General features: G+C 73.9%; 22 protein-coding genes and 1 pseudogene. 12 read left to right on the top strand and 11 right to left on the bottom strand.

All coding sequences use genetic code 11. The features are described 5' to 3' along the window. Nucleotides 1-3: 3 nt before the first annotated feature. Nucleotides 4-426, bottom strand: a complete 423-nt coding sequence (locus tag ACR807_RS32130; protein ID WP_438925221.1) for a helix-turn-helix domain-containing protein — start codon at nucleotides 424-426, stop codon at nucleotides 4-6. A 168-nt stretch (nucleotides 427-594) separates the two neighbouring features. Between ACR807_RS32130 and ACR807_RS32125 the strand changes: the two genes are divergently transcribed. Beyond that, the gene (locus ACR807_RS32125) at nucleotides 595-1,356 is read left to right on the top strand and encodes an EI24 domain-containing protein (protein WP_438925220.1); all 762 of its coding nucleotides are present in this window, start codon (nucleotides 595-597) and stop codon (nucleotides 1,354-1,356) included. 22 nt (nucleotides 1,357-1,378) lie between these two features. Here ACR807_RS32125 and ACR807_RS32120 read toward each other — a convergent pair whose 3' ends face one another. Then, nucleotides 1,379-3,394, bottom strand: a complete 2,016-nt coding sequence (locus ACR807_RS32120; protein WP_438925219.1) for a beta-propeller domain-containing protein — start codon at nucleotides 3,392-3,394, stop codon at nucleotides 1,379-1,381. Nucleotides 3,395-3,541: 147 nt separating this feature from the next. Here ACR807_RS32120 and ACR807_RS32115 point away from each other — a divergent pair, with 147 nt between their 5' ends. The 7 genes from ACR807_RS32115 (at nucleotide 3,542) to ACR807_RS32085 (ending at nucleotide 10,190) form a co-directional block, all read left to right on the top strand. Next, nucleotides 3,542-3,916: an FKBP-type peptidyl-prolyl cis-trans isomerase gene (locus ACR807_RS32115; protein WP_438925218.1), complete on the top strand. Its 375-nt coding sequence runs from the start codon at nucleotides 3,542-3,544 to the stop codon at nucleotides 3,914-3,916. Nucleotides 3,917-4,049: 133 nt separating this feature from the next. Beyond that, entirely contained in the window at nucleotides 4,050-4,610 is a 561-nt protein-coding gene (locus ACR807_RS32110) for a YbaB/EbfC family nucleoid-associated protein (protein ID WP_438925217.1), read from the top strand. A gap of 23 nt (nucleotides 4,611-4,633) precedes the next feature. Continuing rightward, nucleotides 4,634-4,936: a type VII secretion target gene (locus tag ACR807_RS32105; RefSeq protein WP_438925216.1), complete on the top strand. Its 303-nt coding sequence runs from the start codon at nucleotides 4,634-4,636 to the stop codon at nucleotides 4,934-4,936. Next, the gene (locus ACR807_RS32100) at nucleotides 4,936-8,511 is read left to right on the top strand and encodes a WXG100 family type VII secretion target (RefSeq protein WP_438925215.1); all 3,576 of its coding nucleotides are present in this window, start codon (nucleotides 4,936-4,938) and stop codon (nucleotides 8,509-8,511) included. Before ACR807_RS32105 ends, ACR807_RS32100 begins: the two co-directional genes overlap by 1 nt. Then, nucleotides 8,501-8,848 carry a toxin-antitoxin system YwqK family antitoxin gene (locus ACR807_RS32095; protein WP_438925214.1) on the top strand — a complete coding sequence of 116 codons (348 nt, stop codon included), beginning with the start codon at nucleotides 8,501-8,503 and terminating at the stop codon, nucleotides 8,846-8,848. The genes ACR807_RS32100 and ACR807_RS32095 overlap by 11 nt, the downstream gene beginning before the upstream one ends. 93 nt (nucleotides 8,849-8,941) lie before the next feature. Continuing rightward, complete coding sequence (locus tag ACR807_RS32090) at nucleotides 8,942-9,292, top strand: toxin-antitoxin system YwqK family antitoxin (RefSeq protein ID WP_438925213.1); 351 nt, start codon at nucleotides 8,942-8,944, stop codon at nucleotides 9,290-9,292. 85 nt (nucleotides 9,293-9,377) lie between these two features. Further along, nucleotides 9,378-10,190 (top strand): hypothetical protein, encoded by an 813-nt coding sequence (locus ACR807_RS32085; RefSeq protein WP_438925212.1) that lies wholly within the window; start codon nucleotides 9,378-9,380, stop codon nucleotides 10,188-10,190. On the opposite strand, the gene ACR807_RS32080 is transcribed toward ACR807_RS32085, so the two are convergent. Continuing rightward, nucleotides 10,177-11,346 carry a glycosyltransferase 87 family protein gene (locus ACR807_RS32080; RefSeq protein WP_438925211.1) on the bottom strand — a complete coding sequence of 390 codons (1,170 nt, stop codon included), beginning with the start codon at nucleotides 11,344-11,346 and terminating at the stop codon, nucleotides 10,177-10,179. The genes ACR807_RS32085 and ACR807_RS32080 overlap by 14 nt on opposite strands. 180 nt (nucleotides 11,347-11,526) lie before the next feature. Between ACR807_RS32080 and ACR807_RS32075 the strand changes: the two genes are divergently transcribed. Together ACR807_RS32075 and ACR807_RS32070 are read left to right on the top strand one after the other, a co-directional pair. Then, complete coding sequence (locus tag ACR807_RS32075) at nucleotides 11,527-12,111, top strand: DNA-binding protein (RefSeq protein WP_438925210.1); 585 nt, start codon at nucleotides 11,527-11,529, stop codon at nucleotides 12,109-12,111. Nucleotides 12,112-12,273: 162 nt separating this feature from the next. After that, nucleotides 12,274-12,930, top strand: coding sequence for an RES family NAD+ phosphorylase (locus tag ACR807_RS32070; RefSeq protein WP_438925209.1), 657 nt, complete (start codon nucleotides 12,274-12,276; stop codon nucleotides 12,928-12,930). Between the two features lie 19 nt (nucleotides 12,931-12,949). Here the strand turns inward: ACR807_RS32070 and ACR807_RS32065 are convergent, their stop codons facing one another. The 5 genes from ACR807_RS32065 to ACR807_RS32045 form a co-directional block, all read right to left on the bottom strand. Next, nucleotides 12,950-13,513 carry a GNAT family N-acetyltransferase gene (locus ACR807_RS32065; protein ID WP_438925208.1) on the bottom strand — a complete coding sequence of 188 codons (564 nt, stop codon included), beginning with the start codon at nucleotides 13,511-13,513 and terminating at the stop codon, nucleotides 12,950-12,952. 44 nt (nucleotides 13,514-13,557) lie between these two features. Continuing rightward, the gene (locus tag ACR807_RS32060; RefSeq protein ID WP_438925207.1) at nucleotides 13,558-14,151 is read right to left on the bottom strand and encodes a hypothetical protein; all 594 of its coding nucleotides are present in this window, start codon (nucleotides 14,149-14,151) and stop codon (nucleotides 13,558-13,560) included. 58 nt (nucleotides 14,152-14,209) lie between these two features. Next, nucleotides 14,210-14,896, bottom strand: coding sequence for a Crp/Fnr family transcriptional regulator (locus ACR807_RS32055; RefSeq protein WP_438925206.1), 687 nt, complete (start codon nucleotides 14,894-14,896; stop codon nucleotides 14,210-14,212). Nucleotides 14,897-14,967: 71 nt separating this feature from the next. Continuing rightward, nucleotides 14,968-16,875, bottom strand: coding sequence for a S9 family peptidase (locus tag ACR807_RS32050; RefSeq protein WP_438925205.1), 1,908 nt, complete (start codon nucleotides 16,873-16,875; stop codon nucleotides 14,968-14,970). Between the two features lie 84 nt (nucleotides 16,876-16,959). Then, complete coding sequence (locus tag ACR807_RS32045; RefSeq protein ID WP_438925204.1) at nucleotides 16,960-17,970, bottom strand: TerC family protein; 1,011 nt, start codon at nucleotides 17,968-17,970, stop codon at nucleotides 16,960-16,962. A gap of 287 nt (nucleotides 17,971-18,257) precedes the next feature. Here ACR807_RS32045 and ACR807_RS32040 point away from each other — a divergent pair, with 287 nt between their 5' ends. Both ACR807_RS32040 and ACR807_RS32035 read left to right on the top strand, forming a co-directional pair. Then, nucleotides 18,258-21,119: an alpha/beta fold hydrolase gene (locus tag ACR807_RS32040; RefSeq protein ID WP_438925203.1), complete on the top strand. Its 2,862-nt coding sequence runs from the start codon at nucleotides 18,258-18,260 to the stop codon at nucleotides 21,117-21,119. Further along, nucleotides 21,116-22,042 (top strand): ABC transporter permease, encoded by a 927-nt coding sequence (locus tag ACR807_RS32035; protein ID WP_438925202.1) that lies wholly within the window; start codon nucleotides 21,116-21,118, stop codon nucleotides 22,040-22,042. Before ACR807_RS32040 ends, ACR807_RS32035 begins: the two co-directional genes overlap by 4 nt. Nucleotides 22,043-22,094: 52 nt before the next feature. Here the strand turns inward: ACR807_RS32035 and ACR807_RS32030 are convergent, their stop codons facing one another. The 3 genes and pseudogenes from ACR807_RS32030 to ACR807_RS32020 form a co-directional block, all read right to left on the bottom strand. After that, complete coding sequence (locus tag ACR807_RS32030) at nucleotides 22,095-22,439, bottom strand: MmcQ/YjbR family DNA-binding protein (RefSeq protein ID WP_438925222.1); 345 nt, start codon at nucleotides 22,437-22,439, stop codon at nucleotides 22,095-22,097. Beyond that, a complete protein-coding gene (locus tag ACR807_RS32025; RefSeq protein WP_438925223.1) occupies nucleotides 22,436-22,672 on the bottom strand; it encodes a hypothetical protein in 237 nt (78 codons plus the stop codon). Before ACR807_RS32025 ends, ACR807_RS32030 begins: the two co-directional genes overlap by 4 nt. Nucleotides 22,673-22,787: 115 nt before the next feature. After that, nucleotides 22,788-22,844: pseudogene (locus tag ACR807_RS32020) on the bottom strand (hypothetical protein); the annotation flags it as partial. Nucleotides 22,845-23,072 lie beyond the last annotated feature (228 nt).

The following is a 23,072-nucleotide window of genomic DNA, read 5'->3' as shown; positions in this document are numbered from 1 at the left end:
CCATCAGCCCGAACGGACAGGTGGCCCCGCGACCACCGCGCCGGGGCCGGCCGCGAAGTCCGGCGCGAGCGCGCGCACCTGCCGCGCCTCGACCGGCACCGTGTCGTCGGCCAGGCCGAGCAGGTGCGCCGGGATGCCCATCAGCCGCTGGAGGGGCCGCAGCACGCGCAGGTCGTAGGCGATGTTGCTGCCCGCCTCCAACCGGGAGATCGCGGACTGCGAGAAGCCCGCGAGCGCGCCCAGCTCGTCCTGGCGCAGGCCGTGCGCGCGGCGGGCCGCCGCGACGACGGCCCCCGGTGACCGGTGGCGCACCGCGTCGCGCACCTCGGCGGCGGCCCACAGCGACGGCGGCAACGGCGGCAACGGGCCCCGCGGGACCACCGCGTCGGGCTTCCCCGAGGTCGGGTCGGTGCGGTCGAGTGCCATGCCCGTCCCTTCGCGAGACCCCGCATCCTGGCACCGCTGCCGGGACGGGGCACACCGCCGTTTCGGGGTACCGGAAGCCCGTGCTCAAGCGGTTGAGCGGGCCGCGTTCCCGTGGGGTTACCGACAACGACCACGGGTCGTGGCGCCCACGCGGATATGCTCCGCGCCGTGATCAGGGTGCTGCGGGACTTCTCCACCGGTGTGAAGGTGCTCGGCGAGGGCTTCGGGCTGGTGTTCCGCTCGCCGAAGCTGTTGCTGATCGGGGCGATCCCGGCGCTCGTCACGACGGCGCTGCTGATCGGCGGCCTGATCGGGCTCACCACCTACGTCGACGACATCGCGGCGTGGATCACGCCGTTCGCCGACGACTGGGCGGAGACGCCCCGCTCGGTCGTCCGGTTCGCCGCCGGGGTCGGCGCCGTCGTCGCGTTCGTCTCGGTCGGCCTGCTGCTGTTCACCGCGATCACGCTGGTCATCGGCAGCCCGTTCTACGAGTACATCGCCGAGAAGATCGAGGACGACCACCTCGGCGGCGTGCCCGAGGCCGAGCGGGTGAGCTGGCTCACCTCGGCCGCGATCGGCGTGCGCGACGCCGTGCTGCTGGTCGGCCTCGCGGTCCTGTGCGCCATCCCGCTGTTCGCGGCCGGGTTCATCCCGGTCGTCGGCCAGACGGTGGTGCCGGTGATCGCGGTGTGCGTCAACGCCACGATCCTCGCCATCGAGCTCACCGCGATCCCGTTCACCCGGCGCGGCCTGAACCTGAAGGTGCGCAGGCAGGTCCTGCGCCGCCGGCGCGCGATCACGCTCGGCTACGCGGTGCCCGTCTACCTGCTGTGCCTGATCCCGTTGGCGGCGCTGGTCGTGCTGCCCGCCGCGACGGCGGGCGGCACGGTCCTCGCGCACCGGCTGCTGCACGACCAGGTCAGGTGACCGACCGGGCCAGGTGACCTGGTCAGGTGAACGGCAGCCAGGCCCGCTCCACCAGCCCGTCGAGCCGGGTGACCCGCGCGCCGGTGGCGGACAGCGTCCACAGGTCGTCGCCGATCAGCAGCGCCCGGCGGATGCCCGCGTCGTAGGACGACGCCTCGTGCCGGACCTCGCCGAGCGCGGTGAACGCCCGGTCGGCGAGCCGCAGCACGAGCACCCCGCCGACCGCCGGCGCGACCGGCTTCCCCACCGTGCCGGTCGGGTCGGCGGGCGACGCGGTCGGCACGGGCGACGTGGCCGACGCGGTCACCACCGGCAGCACGACGAGGTCGCGCTCGGGCGAGTACAGGAACGCGTGCGGGTCGTACTCCACCTCGGAACTCGCCCCCGGCAGGTGGTGCCCCGCGACCTTGGCGGGCGCGGCCGGGTCCGACACGTCGAACAGCGACACCTGCGTGCCCGTGGTGCGGCCCTGCCCGGTGGCCTCCTGGCCGACGCCGATGAGCGTCCCGCCCTCGCCGGGGTGCAGGTAGGCCGAGTACCCGGTGATCTTCAGCTCGCCCACCCGGCGCGGCCTGGCCGGGTCGGACAGGTCCAGCGTGTAGAGCGGGTCGACCTGCCGGAACGTCACCACGTACCCGACCGGGCCGACGAACCGGACGCTGTAGATCCGCTCCCCCACGCCGAGACCGTCGACCTTGCCGACCTCCTCCAGCTCCCCGCCGTCCCGCTTGAGCACGGTCACCGCGCTCTGCGTGGCGGGCGCCCGCTCGGGGACGCCCGGCGCGTCCCCGGTCGTCGTCGCCACCCGCAGGTGGCCCGCGTGCTCGGACAGCGAGTACTGGTTGAGCAGCGTGCCCGCGACCCGACCGGACGCCACGTGCTCCGGCGGCCCGGGCCTCGACACGTCGAACTGGTGGATCGCGGTCGTCGGCGGACCGTCCGGCGCGCGGCGCGTCCGCGGACGCAGGCGGTGGTCGTCGGCGACGTAGAGGGACCCGCCCGTGCCGTACACGGTGTCGCCGTCCGCCAGGATCGTCACCGCGTCGCCGGTGCCCAGGTCGCCGGGGAAGTCGAAGGTGAGCACGGACAGCATCGACGTGCCCGAGTGGCCGGTGGGCGCGCTGATCCGGTCGCACGCGACCAGCGGGCCCTGCGACGTCCGGCCGGCCGGGTCGCTCAGCTCGTAGCGCGGCAGCCACGCCTCGATCGGCGCGGTGGCGACGACCTCCCGGTTCCTGATCAGGGACTCGGCCTCGCCGCGCCCGTCCGCCGGGTAGGTCCAGGGCAGCTCCGGTCCTGAGTGGACGACCACGCGCACGACGTCGTCCACCTGCCGCGCGTCGACGTACCGGCCGTCGACCCGGAGCGAGCCCAGCACCGCCGGCTCGCCCGTGAGGTCGACCAGCGTGATCGTGGCGCCCTCCCCCGGGACGCCGTCGACCGCGGTCCCCCGGCCGGTCGGGCCGTGCGCCCCGCCGACGAGCAGCGCGCGGTCCCCGCGCAGCAGCAGCTGGGACGCGGGCGCGTCGGCCAGGTCGAGGGTGCCGGTGACCCGCTTCGAGGCCACGTCGAGCACGCGCAGCCGGCCGTCGACGACCGTGACGACCCGCTCGCCGTCGGTCTTCACCAGGTCCGGCTCGTCCACGCCGCGCTCGTGGGTGTTGGTGGTGGAGTGGTCGGGGGCGGGTGCGTCGGGCGCGGACTGCTCCACCGCGGCCTTCTCCCCCGAGGACCGCTGTCCCGCGACCGGCGGGACAGCGCCCGCCCGCGCGTCGGTGGCGACGTCGCCCTCGGCGCTCATCAGGAAACCGCCGCCCAGGCCGTACGGGCCGACGTGCGGCGCGACGGCCGTGCGCAGGCCGTTCAGCGCGTTCTCGCACGAGTCGAACGCGACCAGGTCGACCGGCACCGCCTCGATCGGCGGCACGATCCGCCAGTCCACCTCCGGCGCGGGCACGGCGGAGGCCGCGCTCACCCCCAGCACCAGCGCCGCGCCGCCGACCAGCGCCGCCCGCGAACCCCAGGACCATCGCCTCATGCCCCCAGGACGGGGCGGGGCGGCGGCGCGGTTGCGCGGCACGCCGGATTCCGCGACCGCTGGGCCGATCGGCCTCACCCGGGCGGGCGTGGTTGAGTAGTCGCCGACCGCCCCGCCAGGGGCTGACCGCGAGCACAGGAGAGTGACATGGCCCCGAGCAAGCCCGAGGTGGAGCCCTACGAGGGCGCCGCGCCCGCCGACCTGGTGATCGAGGACATCACCGTCGGCGACGGACCCGAGGCGACCGCCGGCCAGCTCGTGCACGTCCACTACGTCGGCGTCGCGCACTCGACCGGCGAGCAGTTCGACGCGTCCTGGGACCGCGGCGAGGCGTTCTCGTTCCCGCTGGGCGGCGGGCGCGTCATCGCCGGCTGGGACCAGGGCGTGCAGGGCATGAAGGTCGGCGGCCGGCGCAAGCTGGTCATCCCCGCCCACCTGGGTTACGGCGACCGCGGCGCGGGTGGCGTGATCAAGCCGGGCGAGACGCTGATCTTCGTGGTCGACCTGCTCGGCGTGAACTAGCCGCGCCACCCGGCCCGGTCCCGGCGGCTGCTCCGTTCGGAGCATTTGGTCCAGCCCCGGAACCGGGCCGTTCGCGTCTGCGTCATCCTGTCGGGGGAACGCAGGGGACCGGTACAGCGAGGGGGAAGCCGCCGTGCCCGAGGACATCGGGGCGTCCGAGCGGATGCTCAGCCAGTGGCAGCGCAGCGTCGAGGAGAAGGCCGAGCGCTACCAGGAGATGGCGACCCGCGTGCAGGGCATGTCCATCTCGGAGACCTCGCGCGACGGTTCGGTCCGCCTCACCATCGGCTCCAACGGCATCCTGACGAACCTGGAGATCGCCGAGTCCGCGCGGGACAAGCGGATGGCCGAGGTGTCGGCCGAGGTGATGCGCACCCTGCAACGCGCGCAGTCCCGCATCCCGGAGCTGCTCCAGCAGGCCATGAGCGAGACCATCGGCACCCGGGACGAGACGGCCAACGCCCTGTTCGACCAGGCGAAGCGCACCTTCCCGGCCCCGCCGCACGAGGAGCCGCCGCCCCCGGTCAACCGCGAGCTGCGGTTCGGCATCGAGGACGACGCGGCCCAGCCGCCCGGCCCGTCCCAGCCACCCGGTGCGGCCCGGCCGCCCCGTCCCGTCCAGCCACCGCCCCGGCGGCACGCGCGCCCGGACGACGAGGACGACGACTTCGGCGGGCGTTCGTTCCTGTCGTGAGCACGGTTCAAGGGGGGTAGGGCATGGCGGGCTTCGAGATCGTCGCGGACAGCCTCGACGCGCACGGCAAGCAGTTGACGGACCTGGGCACGCGCCTCCAGGGCGCGGTGGACGCCGCCCGGACGGTGAGCATGCCGACCGACGCCTACGGCATCATCTGCCAGCCGTTCCGGATGATGCTCGACCCCGTCGAGCAGTGGGGCCTGGACGCGCTCCAGGGCGCGGTCGGGGCCATGGAGGCCGCGGGCGAGTCCGTGCGGACCACGGCGGCGCAGTACCGCGAGGTGGAGGACGCCATCCGCGACGGCTTCGGGTCGGGCGACTGATGGCCGGCGAGAACCCGCTGGTGGCGCAGGCCCCGGCGGAACCGGGTGGTGTCGTCAACGCGGGCACCGGCGACAACGGGTGGGCGACGGGCATCTCCATCGCCGAGTCCGCGATGGACACGTTCAACGGCGTCAAGGACGGCGACTGGGTCGGCGCCGGCCTGGGGATGGTCGGGCTGGCCGCGGACGCGGCGGCGATGGCGATCGACCCGTTCGGGACGCTGATGTCGTCGGCGGCGTCGTTCCTGATGGAGCACGTCCAGCCGCTCAAGGACATGCTGGACTGGCTGGCCGGGAACCCGCCGGTGATCGAGTCGTACTCGACGACCTGGACCAACGTCGCCACCGAGCTGGGGAAGATCGCCGAGGACTACGCGTCGGCGGTGTCGTCGGGCACGGCCGGGTGGACCGGTGCGGCGGCCGAGGCGTACGCGGAGAACTCGAAGGTCCACGGTGACGCGCTGTCCGGCGCGGCGTCGGCGGCGGGGACCGTGGGCACGGTCGTGGGCATGATGGGCATGGTCGTGGCGTTCGTGCGCGAGGTGGTGCGCGACCTGATCGCCGACCTGGTGGGGAAGCTCATCGCGTGGGTGCTGGAGGCGGCGTTCACGCTCGGGTTCGGGACGCCGGTGATCGTGGCGCAGGCGGTGACCGCGATCGCGCGGTGGGCCGCGAAGATCTCGAAGATCGTCCAGGACCTGCTGGACGCGATCAAGCGCGTCTCGCCGATGTTGAAGCGCCTGGTCGAGGTCTTCGAGAAGATCATGAAGGTGGTCGGCAAGCTGGCCGGCAAGGCCACCGGCCTGGACGTGCTCGACCCGAAGAACATCAAGCGGGGCGGGTTCCTGCAGACCGGTCGGACCGACGTCGACGCGCCCGGTGGGACGCCGGACGGCCCTCCCGCCGGCGGTGACCGCGGCACGGGCCGTGACGGCGGTACCGGCAACCCCGACAGCGGCACTCCCGGCACCGGCACCCCTGGCACCGGCAACCCCGGTACCGGAACCCCCGGCACTGGTGACCCCGGCACCGGAACCCCCGGCACCGGCCGCCCCGGCGACACCACCACGACCTCCGGCACCACGACCGGTACCGACTACCCCAGGCCGGGCCGCGACCCGGACGGCCCCCTGTCCGCACCGCGCCCGGGCCGCACCCCGGACAGCCCGGACCACGACCTGCCGCGCGGCGGCACCACGCCGGGCGGCCCCACTCCCGGCACTCCCGCGCCGGGTGTTCCCGGCCACGGCACCCCGCGCGGCGGCGTGCCGGTCGGCGAGCACCGGGGCGGCCCCGGCGGGCAGTACCCGCCCGGCAGCACCCCCTCCGGCAACCCCTCCGGCGGCGTGCCCGTGGGCGAGCACCGAGGCGGCCCGGGCGGGCAGCCCGCCCCGGGAACCGGCGGTTCCCCGTACGGCGGCGGTTCCCCCAACGGCGGGGCCCCGGGCGCGCCCACGCCCCACCGCTTCGACCAGACCTCGACCTCCACCGCCTCGACGCCCGAGGCACCCCCGCGCCACGGCCAGCCCAACACCCCCGGCGGTTACCCGAACCCCGCCGGCACGCCGGGCAACGTCCCGGGCGGCATGCCCGGAGGCGGCCTGCCCAGCGGTGGCGGCACACCGGGCGGCGGTGCTCCCGGCGGCGGCCCGCGTCCCGGTGGCGGCGGTGGTGGCTGGACCGGAACCCCCGGCGGTCGAGGTGACATGGGCTCGGGTGTCCCCGCGGCACGCGGCCCCGAGACTCCGAGGCCCTCGTCGTTCGGACCCTCGTCGTTCGGGCCCAGTCACGCGGGCCCCGGCCATGCGGGCCCCGGCCATGCGGGCCCCGGCCATGCTGGACCCGGCCACAACAGCCCTGGTCACAACAGCTCCGGTCACAACGCTCCCGGTCACAACGCTCCGGGCCACGGTCGGCCGGGAGGTGCGGGCCCGACCCACACCGGCCCCGGTACCCCGCCGCACGATCGCCCCGGCGGCCCCGGCCCGAACCCGCCCGCACCCGGTCACCACGGCCCGCCCGGGCGGCCCGACGCGCCCCACGCCGCCGATGGCGCGCGCCCGCGCGCCGCCGAGCCGTGGACCCCGCCGCGCCGCGATCCCGACACCACCCCCGGCCCCGGCCACCACCACGAAGGTCCTGACAGCGACCGCCCCGACACCGACCGCGCGGACACCGACCGGTCGGGCATCGACGAGGCGCACGCCCGCCACGGCGAGACCACACCCGCCGGCGTCAGCCACCACCGCGGCGACCCCGACATGGGCGACCTGCCCCACCGCGTCCCACCCGACCCCCACCGCTTCACCGCCGACGTCCACATCACCCCGGACGGCCACGCCCGCATCGGCAACCGCACCTGCACCCCCGAGCAGTACGGCGACCTGCTCCGCCGCAGCGGCTGGGACGGCAGGACCCCCATCCGCCTCATCGGCTGCGACGCCGGCAGCAACGACTTCGCCCAGCGCCTCTCCCGCCACACCGGGGCCGACGTCCTCGCCCCCACCAAACCCGCCTGGACGGACGCCAACGGCCGCGTCTACACCAGCGACGCCCACATCGGCCCGGACGGGAACCGCCACCCCCGCATCCCGCCCAACGGCGAGTGGCAGACCCACCACCCCGACGGCACCACCACGAAGGCCGGCGGCGACGGCTACGCGCCCGGCACCCACGACACCGACAAGGGCGACCACACCGACGCCGACGGCGCCCGCGACCGCGCGACCGACGGTGGTCCCTACGAGCGCGACCCGCGCTTCGAGCACCACCCGGACGACCCGCCACCGGACCCGAAGAGGCCCCAGGAGCTGGAAACCCTCGACCCCGCCCGGTGTGGGACCGAGAACGGCCTGATCACCCACTACGACGGCCAACCGATCGACGCCTACCAGCGGGACGTCCTCGCGGACCGGGCGAAGCTCATCCAGTCCAGGATCGAGGACCGGTCCCTCATGCCGGAGAGCATCCGGGGTGAGACGCACCGCAACCCGGAGAAGTGGGCGGGCAAGAACGTCGTCTGCGTATCCGTCTCGATCGACCACCGGACCGGCAAGGTGTACGAGTCCATCAACGGCGCCCCGACCGACCTGATCCCGGACAGCGACTTGCACCCCGTGCTCCGTGATCGCCAGGAGGCCATGCGCGGGAACCCCCAACCCGACGGCACGCGCCCCGGCTACACCCAGCCGGACCGCCACCCCGATCGGCTCGGGCAGCCCGCTCGCGACGGCAGCGGCAACGAGGTCCGCACCGAGTGGCCGCAGAACGACGCGCCCACCCGGCACGCCGAGGTCAAGAACGTGAACCAGATGTTGAACGACCGCGACCTGCCGCCCGACCTCACGCCGGAGCAGTTGGACGAGGTGCTCGCGGAGTTGCGGGTGGACAACGCGTTCACGCCACCGGGTCGAGGGCCGAACGCATCCGGGGAGTTCCCCGACATCGCCAAGTGCTGCCCCAACTGCACGAGGATGATCGACGGCGTGCGCAGCGGAACGGAACGCGCGACCCACGCGGTGGGCGACCCGAACCGACGCATCATCCCCCCGGAGGAGAGGCACTATGCGAGTTGACGCTGATGAGGTCGAGGAGGACGAGGGCGTCGTCTTCCACCAGGGCGTGCCGTTCACGGGCGAGGTGGTCGAGTCCCGGCCCGACGGGACCGTCCTCACGCTGTACACCTACCTCAACGGCGTCGAGGACGGGCCGTACCGGGAGTGGTTCGACCGCGATCGCCCCTACAAAGAGGGGGAGATGCGCTACGGCATCCCGGTCGGTCGGCACCGGCAGTGGCACACGGACGGCCGGCTCGCGGCCGACCTCCTGTTCAGCGACCGGGGCGACCAGCTCGAACGACGCGAGTGGGACCAGCGGGGCAACCTGGTCACCGAGTGGGCGAAGCAGCCCTGACCGCCGGCGGCGGTCCGTGAAGCGCTCCCCGTTCCCCGCGCGGGGAACGGGGTCGCGAAGACCAGGGCACCGGGAACGAGGGGGCTCCGCACCGTGACGATCGTGCGCGTCGACGAGTCGGACACGTACGTGGACGACGCCCAGCGGGTCTGCCACGACGACGGGCCGTTCACCGGCGAGGTCGAGCACCGCGACGGGAACGGCCGCCTGGTGGGGTCGAACAGCTACTTCGAGGGCATCAGCAGCGGTCTTCAGGAGGAGTACCACCCCGATGGGCGGCTCAGGTCCAGGGGTTGGACCCACATGGGCGTCGCTGTCGGCGACTGGTACGAGTGGTACCCGGACGGGCGGTCGGCCGCCCACCACGTGTTCTCCGACAGCGGTCGGCCCGAGCAGGTCGAGCGGTGGGACGAGCGGGGCGCGCCGGTCGGGGACGGGGGCTGAGCTGTCCCGACCGGACCCCGGCGGTGTGTCGTGGCCGTTAAGATCAGCGCACCGTGTCGGGGGGAGCCGAAAGGGTGTTCGACGCATGAGCCAGCCAGCCACACCGCTGTCCGAGGAGGAGCAGAGCAGGCTCGTCAAGCAGATCGGCCGCGCCATGCTGCCGGCGCTGCCCCCGGGGTGGCAGCGCATCCGCGCCGAGTACCGGGCGGCGGGCAGGCACATCGAGGTCGACCTGGCGTTCGCCGGACCGGACGGGCAGTGGCGGCCGGTGCGGCCCCCGTTGGACGTGGTGCAGCTGTTCGGGCAGCTGCGGGCGGGGATGCACCAGCCGGACCGGGGCACGTGGCTGAGCGCGGTGTACGAGATCGATGCGCCCGCGTCGTTCTCCGTGGACTTCAACGCCGAGGACGAGCCGCGCTGGCGCAACGCGCCGCCGGTGATCGGCTTCCAGGACGAGCTGCGCACGTTCCCCCGGCACGACGACCGCGTGCCCGACTGGTTGCGGCAGCGCGTGGGCCTGCCGCCGCGGCAGCGGGAGCTGCGCACCGCGCACGTGTACGACGGCCGCGACGACGCGGGCCGCCCGGTGGTGAACCGGCAGGCGATCGACCGGCAGCTGGGCGAGGCGCTGCTCACCTACCTGGAGGGCGCGCCGGTGGTGCTGGCCGCGCGGAACCTCGACGTGGACGAGTTCGCGCCCGCCGAGGTGGACGTGCCGCTGAACTTCCGCACCGACGGGACGTGGGTGTGGGCCGGGGCGGTGCCGCACTACCTGCGCAAGCACGGCCTGCCGCCGGAGCCGGAGCTGGTGGCGCACATCGTGGCCCGCGGCTTCCGCGTGGGCGAGGTGGACGAGGCCACCCGCGACCGCGCGGTCGCGCTGATCACGGGGCCGTGACCGCCGCGGGGCGTGGCCTGAGCGCCAGCACGACGAGCGCGGCGAGCCCCGCCCAGACGTAGGCGTTGCCGACGACCTGCTGCCACCAGTTCCAGGTCTGCTCCAGCTTGTCCTCGTACGGCACGTACCACATCGGCCCGAGCCAGAAGAGGAGCGCGACGGCGGCGGCCCACGGCCACGACCGGTGCAGCAGGTAGGCGATCGCGGGCACGACCCACACCCAGTGGTGCGTCCACGACACGGGCGACACGAGCAGGCCGCCGACGGCGACGGCGAGGAACGCGCCGACCCGGTCCTCGCCCGACCGCGCCACCGCGACCCACACGAGCGCGACCGCGGCCAGGCACAGCGCCACCCACAGGCCGGACTCGGCGGTGCCGGTGAAGCCCCACCGGTTGACCAGGCCGCGCAGCGACTGGTTGGCCACGTAGTCGAGACCGCCGACGCGGCCCGGGTCGAGCAGCGCGTGGAACCAGTACTCCTTGCTGTCGGTCGGCGCGACGGCGAAGCCGACGAGGCCGAAGCCGACGAACGACGCGACCGCCGTGACGACGGGCCTGATCTGCCTGCGCGGCAGGAAGAACAGCACGAACACCAGCGGCGTGAGCTTGACGGCGGCGGCGAGGCCGATGAGCAGGCCGCGCGGCCAGCGGGTCCGGGGCAGCAGGCAGTCGAGCCCGGCCAGGCCGAGCAGCACGAGGTTGATCTGCCCGAAGTCGAGCGTCGCGGTGACGGGTTCGAGCAGCAGCGACCCGAGGGCCACGCCGAGGCCGACCAGCAGGGCGCGGTGCGTGCGGCCGTAGGCGTGCTCGGCGGTGACCAGGCAGACGCCGGTGAGCAGCGCGAGCCCGACGGCGGTCCAGATCAGCACGGCGGCGGGCCACGGCACGAGCGCGAGCGGGCTGAACAGGAACGCGGCCAGCGGCGGGTAGGTGAACGGGAACGACGGGCCGTCCAGGGGCTTCGGGAAGCCGTCCGAGTACAGCCGGACGCCCTCCAGCCACGCCTCGCCGCCGGTGCGGTAGACGCGCAGGTCGAGCAGGCCGATGTCACCGCCGGAGCGGCCGAGGACCACGACGAGCGCGGTCACGACCGCCCCCGCCCACAGGACGGCCACCCCGGCCACCCTCTTGTCCACCCGCGCCGGTACCACCACCGGACCACCCCCGCCCTCTCATCCGGCGGCATCGTATCCAGCGGCCGGGTGAGTCCCAGGTCACCGTGCCCCACCTCGTTCGTTTACGTAGAGTGGTGTGCTGTGTGCGCTGCGTTCACAACTGCCGACATTCGAGTTACATGTGCGCACAAAAGCGCACGCCCGGGATACCCTGTGCGCATGAGTCCCGCGCTTGAGGCGGTGTTGGCCAAGGCAGGTCTTCAGGTCACCCCCGACGAGTTCCTGTCCCTCGTCGCCGACGCCGCCAAGAGGCTCGCCCCTCCGCACCCGGACCCGGGCAGCTACTTCCCACCGGACCAGCGCGACGCGCTGGTGGAGGTCGGCCTCGACCTCGCACCTCACCGCACCGCCGACGACCAGGGGCGCGCGCGGACGGTGGTGGCGCACGCGGTGCTGCGCGACTCGGCGATGACCGTCGCCGACGCGGCCCGCCAGCTGGGCGTGGACACGAGCCGCATCCGGCACCGGCTCGGCGTGGGCCGCCTCGTCGGCTGGAAGGACCGGGGCAGCTGGCGGCTGCCCGCGTGGCAGTTCGCCGGCGACGGCGTGCTGCCGGGCCTGGAGGCCGTGCTGGCCGCCGTGCCCGCCGACCAGCCCGCGCTGGTCGTGGCCGGGTTCATGACGACCCCGCAGGAGGACCTGCTCGTCGACGACGAGCCGACCTCGCCCCGCGAGTGGCTGCTGGCCGGCGGCGACCCCCGCCGCGTGACCGCGCTCGCCGCGCAGCTCGGCACCCCCGCCTGAGACACCCCCGCCTGAGGCGCACCCCGCCCGAGGCACCCGCCCGAGGCACGCCCACCCGGGAACGCCCCCGCCCGGGGCGCACCGCCCCGGCCGCACCCGCCCGGGGCCACCCGCGGGACCACGCGTCCCGCGATCCCCCGGTCCCCGAGACACTGGACGCGCATGTCACGGCTCCCCCAGCCGCCCGCTCCCGCCGTGCTCCAAGCGAGCCTCCGCCGCACCGAGGACGTCGTGGCGGTCCACCGGGCGACCCGCCTGGTGCGGATCTTCGCCGCCAAGGGCCTGCACCCGCAGCGCTGGAACAGCTTCCGCTACACCGGGCCGCTGGCGCACGCCCGCTTCGACACGCACCCGCCGTCGCCCGACGGGGCGCCCGCGCACGCCCACGACCAGGGCGTGCTCTACTTCGGCCTCACCGTGCGCACGTCGGTGGCCGAGGTGTTCCAGGCGACGTCGGTGGTGGACCGGCGCACGCGCAGCCCGTTCCTGGTGGTGATGCGACCGCGGCGGACGCTGCGGCTGCTCGACCTGGTCGGGCTGTGGCCCACCAGGGTGGGCGCCTCGCAGGAGATCAGCTCCGGGCCCAAGCACATGACCCGGCAGTGGGCGCGGGCGATCCGCGCGGCCTACCCGGAGCTGGACGGGCTGTGGTACCGGTCGTCGATGGACTCGGGCGCGCCGGCGGTGTGCCTGTGGGACCCGCCCGCGGCGACCGGCCTGCCCGTCTCGCCCGACGTGCTGCTGCCGCTGGAGCACCCCGGCCTGGACCTGCCCCTGGGCCGCGTGTGCGACGAGCTGAACTACACGCTGCTCGGCTGAGCCGCCGGTCCGGCCGGGGTCACAGGCTCATCTGGCGGCCCCGGCGCCGGGGCGCGGACAGGAACCGGCCGTAGCGGACCTCGGGCAGCTCCTGCTCGCCCAGCTCGTAGCGGTGGACCAGCCCGTCGTGCCGCCACCCGTGCGCCTCGTAGAACGCCCGGCTGCGCGCGTTGTCCTGGAAGACCCACAGGACCGCGTACCGGAAACCCTGGTCGAGCAGGTGGCGCACGCCCGCCTCGTGCACCTCGTGGCCCGCGCCCGTGCCGCGGAACCGGGGGTCGGCGTAGATCGCCACCAGCTCGCCGGTGTGCAGGTCGGGGTGCGCGTCGGTGTTCTCGCGCACCGCGTCGACCGCGCAGTAGGCGCCGATCCGGCCCGTGCCCTCCTCGACCGCGACGAACACGCGGCTGGGTTCGGGCAGCCGCAGCACCCGCGCCCACGCCGGGAGCCTGCTCTCCGGGAGCATCCGGTCCAGCACCGGGTCGTCCACGATCCCCCGGTAGGAGTGCTGCCAGGCGTCCACGTTGATCCTGGCGATCTCGGGCGCGTCGTCGGGCCGCCCGGCCCGCACGGTCCACTGCATCGGGAGAGCGTGCCGCAACCGGCTCGCCGTCCGCTAGCTTTCGGTCAAGCGCGTGCGGGGGCGACCGGGCACAGGTACCCGGCGTACCAGGTGCTCTTGACCCGGAAGCGCGTCGGCCGGAACCGGGACGGGTCCAGGTCGTGGAACCGGGTGCGCACGACGTCGGCGAACAGGCGGTCGGAGATCACCAGCACGAGGTCGTCGTCGGAGCCCGCGAGCTCCTCCCGCACCACCTTCGCGTCCAGCAGCCGGCACGTGACGATCGGGGCGTCGCCCACCAACCCGAACGCGCCCGCCGTGAGCGGGCCGCAGTGCATCGCCAAGCGCATCCGCAGCGGGGTGCCCGCCGCCCTGAGGTCGGCCAGGGCGCGCGCCAGCTGCTCGGTGAAGCGGGCGACCACCCACGCGGCGTCGGCGTCGGCGGGCAGCACGGCCAGTTCGCCGTCACCCCGCACCTGCCGGTACCACAGGTCGCGGTCCAGCCCGGCGTTGCGGGCCGCCACGTCCAGCACGTCGCTCAGCCGCGCCTGGACCAGGGACTGGTCGAGCGCGTCGAGCTTGCTGTACCCCTCCACGTCGACCGCTACCACGAGGCGGTAGACCAGTCCGTGCAGCGGCGTCACCATGTCCAGCGTCACCGGTGCAGCATCCCGCCCCCCGGCCCCGGGAAGTAGGGCTATCACCGGGTTTCCCGTTTCACAGCAGTTCGCCGATCTCGCGCAACCGGTCGCGGTCGACGATCGTCACCGACCGGTACCCCACGGTGATGGCCTCCCGGTCGCGCAGCGTCCGGAACTCCCGCCGGGCGGTGTCCTCCTCGACCCCCACCAGCGACCCGATCTCGCCCTGGGTGAGGCCGAGCTTGAGCATGACGCCGCCGACCGCCTTCCGGCCGTAGGCGTCGGCGAGGTACACCAGGACGCGGGCCAGCCGCGTCGCCGCCGGGTAGCCGCTGAAGTCGGTGCGCCGCTGCTCGCCCCACCGCATGGTGCGCACGATCGTCCGGTCCAGGGCGAAGTGCGCGGCCGGGAAGTCGGTGAGGAACCGGGTGAAGGCCGCGGCCGGGACCACCCGCACGCGGCTGTCGACGCACGCGGTCACGGTCGCCGACCGCGGTTCGCCGGTGATCAGCGCCATCTCGCCGATCAGGTCGCCGCCCACCTTGATGTTGAGCAGCGCGACCCGACCGTTCTCCAGGGTGACGGTGGCCTTCACCAGGCCCTGCTCGATCACCACCACGTGGTCGGACAGGTCGCCCTCGCGCATCAGGGGCGTCCCGCGCCGGTAGGTGCGGGACGCGCCGAGGGTGAGCAGCGCGCCCCGGGCGGCGTCGGGCAGCGTCTCCAGGTAGGTCCCGGTGGGTCCGGGCAACGGGTTCACCATGGCGTTCGACCTCCTCCGCAAGGGACCAGTCTGCCGCCCACCACCGCCCGGGACCCGGGATTTCCCGTGGTTCAGCCCAGGTGGCGGCCCCACCAGGCGAGGACGTGGTCGAACCGCTGCTCGCGGTGGCGGGGCTTGCCGGAGCGGGTCAGCTCGTGGCCCTCGCCGGGGAACAGCAGCATCTCGGCCTCGACGCCGTTGCGGCGCAGGGCCACGTACAGGCGCTGGGCCTGCTCCAGCGGACAGCGCCAGTCGTGCTCGGAGTGCGCCACCATGAAGGGCATGGTGATCTTCTCGGCGTAGGTCAGCGGGCTCATCGCGCGCTGCTCCGCGAGGCCCGGCCCGCAGTAGGCGTCGGTGAAGAACCAGCCGATGTCGGAGGACCCGGCGAACGAGTCCCACGCGTTGACGGCGCGCTCGCTCCACGCCGCCCGGAACCGCTCGCCGTGGTGCGCGGCGAGCCACGAGGTCATGAAGCCGCCGTAGGAGCCGCCCATCACGCCGACCCGGCCGGCGTCCAGGTCGGGCCGCTCCAGGGCGACGTCGAGCACCGCGAGCACGTCGTCCACGTCGACGGTGCCGAACGCACCGACCACGGCCTGGCCGTGCGCCTGGCCGTACCCGGCGGACCCGCGCGGGTTGGGCAGCACGACCGCGTAGCCGGCCGCCGCGTAGACCTGGGCCTCGTCGAAGAAGCCCCAGCCGTGGTACATGAACGGGCCGCCGTGCACGGCGAGCACGACGGGGTGCGGCCCCTCGCCCTCGGGCAGGACGAGCCAGCCGTGCACCGGGTAGCCGTCGGGCGCGCTGCCGGTCAGCTCGACGGAGGGCCGCAGCGGCACGGTGGAGCCGAGGTCGGTGAGCACGTCGCCGCCGACCCGCACGACCTCGCCGGGGTTGTCCGCGGTGGAGACCACGGCCACGGTCACGTCGCCGTCCGCGGCGAAGGACCTGACCTCGGCGCGGTCGCCGGCGAGCAGTTCGAGGTCGTCGAGCACGGCGCCGGGGGTGTCGAGCGGCACGCGCCGCAGCTCCACCGCGCCCCGGTTGCGCACGGCCACGAGCACGCCGGCGTCGGTGACCACGGGCGCGCCGGCGGCCTTCTCGCAGTCCACGGTCTCGGTGTCGGTGAGGCGCACGAGCCCGGCGCCGTCGAACCGCCACAGGCCGAGGTTGCGGGCCACGCCGTGCCCGCCGGGGAACTCGGTGCCGTAGAACAGGACGCCGCCGCCGGGCAGCGCCACCGGGAGCGCGACCTGCCCCTCGGAGGCGACCAGCAGCGTGGGCGCGCCGCCCGCCGCGGGCACCGAGTACAGGTCGTTGTAGACGGTCTCGGTCGCGCCGAGGTCGCGGTCGGCGACGAACACGAGCGAGTCGCCGTCGGCGCTCCACGCCGGCTCGGTCGCGGCGAACGCCCCGTCGGTCAGCTCGACCGGCGAGGCGCCCGGGTCGAGCGCGTCGACGGTGAACAGCCGGGTGTGCCGGTCGGTGGTGAAGCCGACGTCGTCGATCCGGTAGTCGAGCCGGGTGATGTGGCGGGGCGCCTCGGCGTCCGGTGACGGGGCCTCGTCGCCGTCGCCGACCGGCGTCCCGTAGCGGCCGGCCTCGGGCACGCGGGCGGTGAACGCGAGCCGCCGCGAGTCGGGCGCCCACACCGGCGCGCCCGCGCCCAGCGGCAGGTCGGTCAGCGCCCGCGCGTCGCCGCCGTCCGCGGGCATGACGTGCAGCTGCGGCGCCGCGCCCTTCCGGGCGACGCGCAGGAACGCGACCCAGCGCCCGTCCGGGGAGATCCGGGGGGCCAGGTCGCGTTCCGCCCACGTCCAGCGCCGCGCGCCGCCACCGTCGAGGGGCACGCGGTGCAGCCCGCCCCGGTAGGTGTTCGAGGCGACGTCCGGGGTGGTGACGTTCACCAGGACGAGGTCACCCCGCACCGACACGGAGCCGGGGGTGGTCAGCTGCTGCAAGTCATCGGGGCGCACGCCTCAGCACGGTACCGGACAGGTCCTTAGCAAAGCGTACGAGTTATTGACGCTCACAGAACGTCACCCGAACGGCCCGGACGACTACTCCGCGGGCTTGTCCGCGCCCGTGTGCAGCGCCGCCTCCGGGTGGCGCTTCACCTTGATCAGGCTGGCGATGGTGGTGATGGCCAGCACGCCGATGATCACCGACAGCGACAGCTCGATGCCGATGGTCGGCACGTGCAGCGGCTCACCGCCGTTGAGGAACGGCAGCGAGTTGGTGTGCAGCGCCTCCAGGATCAGCTTCACGCCGATGAAGCCGAGGATCACCGACAGGCCGATCGACAGGTACACCAGCTTGTTCAGCAGGCCGCCGAGCAGGAAGTACAGCTGGCGCAGGCCCATGAGCGCGAACGCGTTGGCCGAGAAGACCAGGAACGGCTCCTTGGTGAGGCCGAAGATCGCCGGGATCGAGTCGAGCGCGAACAGCAGGTCCGTGGTGCCGATGGCCACGATGACGATGAACATCGGCGTGACGAAGCGCTTGCCGTCGATCTTCACGAACGAGTCGCCGCCGTGGTAGCGGTCGGTGACCGGGTAGACCTTGCGCACGACCCGCGTGGCGACGTTCTCCTTGTACTCCTCGCCGTCGTCGTCGTGGTTCGTGAACGCCAGCTTGTAGCCGGTGTAGATCAGGAACGCGCCGAAGAGGTAGAAGACCCAGCTGAACTGCGCGATGACCGCCGCGCCGACCGCGATGAAGATGCCGCGCATGACCAGCGCCATCAGGATGCCGATCAGCAGCACCTTGTGCTGGTGGATCGCGGGCACCTTGAAGGTGGTCATGATGATCAGGAAGATGAAGAGGTTGTCGACGCTCAGCGAGTACTCGGTGATGTACCCGGCGAAGAACTCGCCCGCGTACGTGCCGCCCGAGAAGTACCAGATGCCGAGGCCGAACAGGACCGCGACGCCGACGTAGAAGATCACCCAGCGGCCCGCTTCGCCGATGGTGACCTCGTGCGGTTTGCGGTCGACGATGAAGAGGTCGATGGCCAGCAGCACCACCAGGCCGGCGATCGTGGCGAACCACAGCCACACAGGAACAGACATCGAGACACCCTCCGGTACACCGCGCGCACGCCAATGACCGGAGGTCTCCTCCGCCGACTGGACCAGCCGACCGGTGGCACCGGGAACCCCACGCCGGATTCCGTGCTGACGACACCACCGCGTTAGGGAGTACTCCCCTCCACCTGCGGATAGTCTCACGCATAACCCCCCTCCCGCGCCACTCGGGGTGATCAGGGGCACCCATTTCGTCGTTTTCGGGTGATTCGCTGAGAGTCGGACCCCCTGCTCACACACCGTTCTCAGGCGTGCGCGCCTAAGGTCGTGCCGTGGCCTCCCTCAACCGCCTCCGCGGCAGGTGGTCGCTCCCCGCGCTGGTCCTCGTAGCAGCCTTGCTGGCTGCTGTCGTGGTCTGGACGCGCGGGGGCGACGAACCAGCCCCGGTGAGCACCCGCGACGCGGTGATCGACGTGCCGGAAAGTCCGGACAGCGACCGCACCGTGCAGATCGACACCACCCTGTACCTGCCCGAACGCACGCCCGCCCCGGCCGTCCTGCTCCCGCACGGCTTCGGCGGGAGCAAGCAGGGCGTAGCCGGTCAGGCGACCGAACTGGCGCAGCGCGGCTTCGTCGTGCTGGCCTACTCCGCCCGCGGCTTCGGCCGCAGCACCGGGCAGATCGCGCTGAACTCGCTGGACCACGAGGTCCGCGACGCGCAGAAGCTCCTCGACTGGCTGGCCACCCGCGAGGAGGTCGTGACCGACGGCGGCGGGGACCCGCGCGTCGGCGTCACCGGCGGCTCCTACGGCGGCGCGCTGGCGCTGTCGCTGGCCGGCGTGGACCCGCGCGTGGACACCATCGCGCCGGTGATCACCTACAACGACCTGGCCCAGGCGCTGCTGCCGAACTCGGCGCGACCGGACGCGGTCGACGCGAGCACGGCCTCGCCGGGCGCGTTCGCCGACAACGGCGTGTTCAAGCGCTCGTGGGCGGGCATCTTCTTCTCCGCCGGCCTGTCCGGCGCGGACGCCGCCAACCCGGGCCAGGAGGCCGTCGAACCCGGCCAGGAGGACGACGACAACCTGGGCGCCGCCGCCGCGGCCGCCACCCAGGCGCCCCCGGCCCAGCAGCAGGGCGAGGGCCGGCCCCCCGGTCCCGTGACCGGGGCGTGCGGCCGGTTCCAGGCCGACGTGTGCGCCGCGTACACCGAGGTCGCCACCACCGGCAAGGCCGGGCCGCAGACGCTGGAGCTGCTGCGCCGCTCGTCCCCCGTCGCGGTGACCGACAAGATCACCCAGCCCACGATGATCGTGCAGGGCGAGCAGGACACCCTGTTCGGCCTCGACCAGGCCGACGCCAACGCCCGCCAGATCGCCGCCAACGGCGCCAAGGTGAAGGTCGTCTGGTACTCCGGCGGCCACGACGGCGGCTCCCCCGGCCCCGAGCTGCGCGGGCAGATCGCCGACTGGCTCGACTTCCACCTGCGCGGCGAGGGGACCGACCCCGGCACCAGCTTCGAGTACACGGTGGCGGGCGCGTTCCGCAGCAGCGGCACCCCCGCGCTGCGCACCGTCGTCGCCCCGGCCTACCCGGGCCTGGCGGGCACCTCGCCCGTGGCGCGCACCGACGTGGCGCTGTCCGGGCGCGAGCAGGTCGTGGTCAACCCGGCGGGCGGCAACCCGGCCGCCGTGTCCAGCCTGCCCGGCCTCGGGTCGATCGTGTCGCGGTCCAGCTCGCTGTCCTCGCGGCTCTCGCTCGACCTGCCCGGCCAGTCCGCCGTGTTCCAGAGCGAGCCGCAGACCGCCCAGACGCTGCTGACCGGCGCGTCCACCGTGCGGCTGCGGGTCGCCGCGGTGCCCGGCCAGCCGGTGCCCGCCGAGGGCGCCGTGCTGTACGTGAAGCTGTACGACGCGGACGCCAACGGCGTGCGCACGCTGCCCGGCTCGGCCGTGGCCCCCGTGCGGATCGCGTCCCTGCCCGCCGACGGCACGCCGGTCGACGTGACCGTGACGCTGCCCGGCGCGGTGCGGCCGGTGGAGAGCGACCACCGCTTCCAGGTCGTCGTGTCCACCACCGACCAGGCGTACGCCAACGCCACCGAGCCCGCCGCGTACCGCGTGTCGCTGGCGGTCCCGACGCTGTCCGTGCCGGTGGTGGCGGGCGTGAACGCGACCAGCGACGTGCCGACCACCGCCCTGTGGGGCATCGCGGTCGTGCTGGTCGTGTGCGTGATCGCGGCCGTGGTCGCCTGGTTCCGGCGCAGGCTGTCGGCCGACGTCGACCCGTCGCTGGAGTCGGTGCCGCTCGTCATCGAGGGCCTGACCAAGTCCTACCCCGGCGGGCTGACCGCGGTGAAGGACCTGTCGTTCCGGGTGGAGCACGGCCAGGTCCTCGGCCTGCTCGGCCCCAACGGCGCGGGCAAGACCACCACGCTGCGGATGCTCATGGGGCTGATCCGGCCCAGCGAGGGCGGCATCCGGGTGTTCGGGCACAAGGTGCACCCCGGTGCACCGGTGCTGTCGCGCATCGGGTCGTTCGTCGAGGGCTCCGGCTTCCTGCCGCACCTGTCCGGCGCGGCCAACCTGCGGCTGTACTGGGCGGCCACCGGCCGCCCGGCGGAGCAGGCGCACGTCGAGGAGGCCCTGGAGATCGCGGGCCTGGGCAACGCGGTGAACCGGCGCGTGCGGACCTACAGCCAGGGCATGCGGCAGCGGCTGGCCATCGCGCAGGCCATGCTCGGCCTGCCGGACCTGCTGGTGCTCGACGAGCCGGCCAACGGGCTCGACCCGCCCCAGATCCACCAGATGCGCGAGGTGCTGCGCCGCTACGCGGGGGCGGGGCGCACCGTGCTGGTGTCCTCCCACCTGCTCGCCGAGGTCGAGCAGACGTGCTCCCACGTCGTCGTGATGCACAAGGGCACCCTGGTCGCCGCCGGCCCGGTCGAGGAGATCGCGACGGGCGGCGGCGAGGCCAGCTTCCGGGTCGACCGCCCCGAGGAGGCGGCCGACGTGCTGCGCGGCCTGGCCGGCGTGCACGACGTGAGCGTGGACGGCGACCAGGTCCACGCCGGCCTCAACGGCACGCCCCGCGCGTCCGCGCTGGAGGCCCTCGTGACGGCGGGCGTGGCGGTGGACCAGGCCGGTCCGCGGCGGAAGCTGGAAGACGCGTTCCTGGAACTGGTGGGCGAATGAATACCAACGGCGTGCACACCGACCCGTCGGCCATCGCCGACCTGACGAACGCGGCGGCGGCGGAGCACTCCTCCGTCGCCCCGGACGGCTCGAAGGTGGGCTACCGGGCCGGGCGGACGCTGCCGCTGCGGGTCGAGCTGGCCCGGCAGCTGCGCCGGCGGCGGACCCAGCTCGTGCTCGGCTTCCTCGTCCTGCTGCCGTTCATCCTGGTGGTGGCGTTCGAGATCGGCGAGTCGCAGGCCAACCGCCGGTCCGGCGGGTTCGTCGACCTGGCCACGGCCAGCGGCGTGAACTTCGTGATCCTCACGCTGTTCGTGTCCGGGAGCTTCCTGCTGCCGATGATCGTCGCGCTGTTCTTCGGCGACACCATCGCGTCGGAGGCGTCGTGGTCGTCGTTGAAGTACCTGCTGGCGGCGCCCGTCCCGCGGCACCGGCTGCTGCGGCAGAAGGCGCTCGCGTCGGGGCTGCTGTCGCTGTTCGCGCTGGTCCTGCTGCCCGCGGTGGCGCTGGGCGTCGGCGTGGCCTGGTACGGGGCGGGCGAACTGGTCTCCCCCACGGGTGAGGCCGCGCCGTTCGGCGACGGCGTCCTCGGCATCGCGCTGGCGGTCGTCTACATCGCGATCCACCTGTTCTGGGTGGCCGGGCTGGCGCTGTACCTGTCGGTGTCGACCGACGCGCCGCTGGGCGCGGTCGGCGGCGCGGTGCTGGCGTCGATCCTGTCGCAGATCCTCGACCAGATCACCGCCCTGGAGGACCTGCGGAACTACCTGCCGACGCACTACGCGCTGGCGTGGGTCGACCTGCTGTCCACCGACGTGGACTGGTCGCAGATGGCGATGGGGACGTTCTCGGCGCTCGCGTTCGGGGCGTTCTTCACCCTCATGGCGGCGCGCAAGTTCGCCACGAAGGACATCACCAGCTGAGGTCTTCCCGCTGTTCGGAGGGGGTGTCGGGGATCTTCCCGGCACCCCCTCCTCATGGCCGCTTCTTCTTCGGCAGCCCGGCGACGACGGCGTCGTAGGACCCGTCGAGCAGCTCCAGCAGCTCGTCGTCCGGCACCGCGCCCGCGAGGTCGACGCGGTTCCAGCCGTAGCGGCCGACGTAGGCGCTGACCGCGATGTCACCGGGGTACCGCTCCCGCCACGCCGCCGCGTCCTCGGCGTCGGTCCCGCACTTGACGCCCACCGTGTGCTCGACGAGCCCGATGAACGCGAACGCCTTGCCGCCGACCTTGCACACCAGCTCGGACTCGCCCCACGGGTAGGTCTCCTCCGCGCCGGGCTTGGCGAGGCAGTGGGCGATGACCTCGTCGAGGGTCATGACGGTTCCTCCAGGGTCGCGGGGTCGGGCAGGGCGTCCGGACCGACGGGCAGCTCGCGGGCCGCCCCGGCGTGCGCGCCGTCGAGGAAGATCGCCAGGTTGCGGCGCCAGGCGTCGGGCGCGGTCGCGTGGGTGGCGCGGACCAGCTGGGCGTGGGACCAGAACACCACGAACAGGTCGCCGGGCGCGAGGTCGGCGCGCAGCGACCCGTCGCGCTGGGCGTCCTGGACCACCCGCGCGGACGCGGTCGAGGACCTGCCCGAGGTCGGCGGCCACGAGGTCGGGCAGGACGGCGTCGATGAGCGCCTCGCGGCTGCCGAAGCGGTTGTAGAGCGTGCCGGTGCTGGCCCCCGCGCGGGCCGCGATGTCCCCGAGGGGTATGGCGAGGCCCCGTTCCCGGAACACCTCGACCGCGGCGGCCTTGAGCTTCTCGACGTTGCGCCGCGCGTCCTGCCGCAGGTGCGGTTCGCCCGCGAGGGGTACGACGTGGCGCTGGTGGCGCGGCGGCGGGGCCCGCTGGAAGCGCTGCGCGACGGCCTGCGGGCCGAGGGCGTCGACGTCGAGGCGTTCACCGCCGACCTGGCCGACCTGGTCTGGGACCTGGTCACGAAGCGCGACCGGGTGGAGGAGGTC

It is taken from the genome of Saccharothrix sabaoui (assembly GCF_051756985.1).
Lineage (GTDB): Bacteria > Actinomycetota > Actinomycetes > Mycobacteriales > Pseudonocardiaceae > Actinosynnema.
Note: the sequence above shows the minus strand (reverse complement) of the source record. Positions and strands in the feature narration are given on the sequence as shown.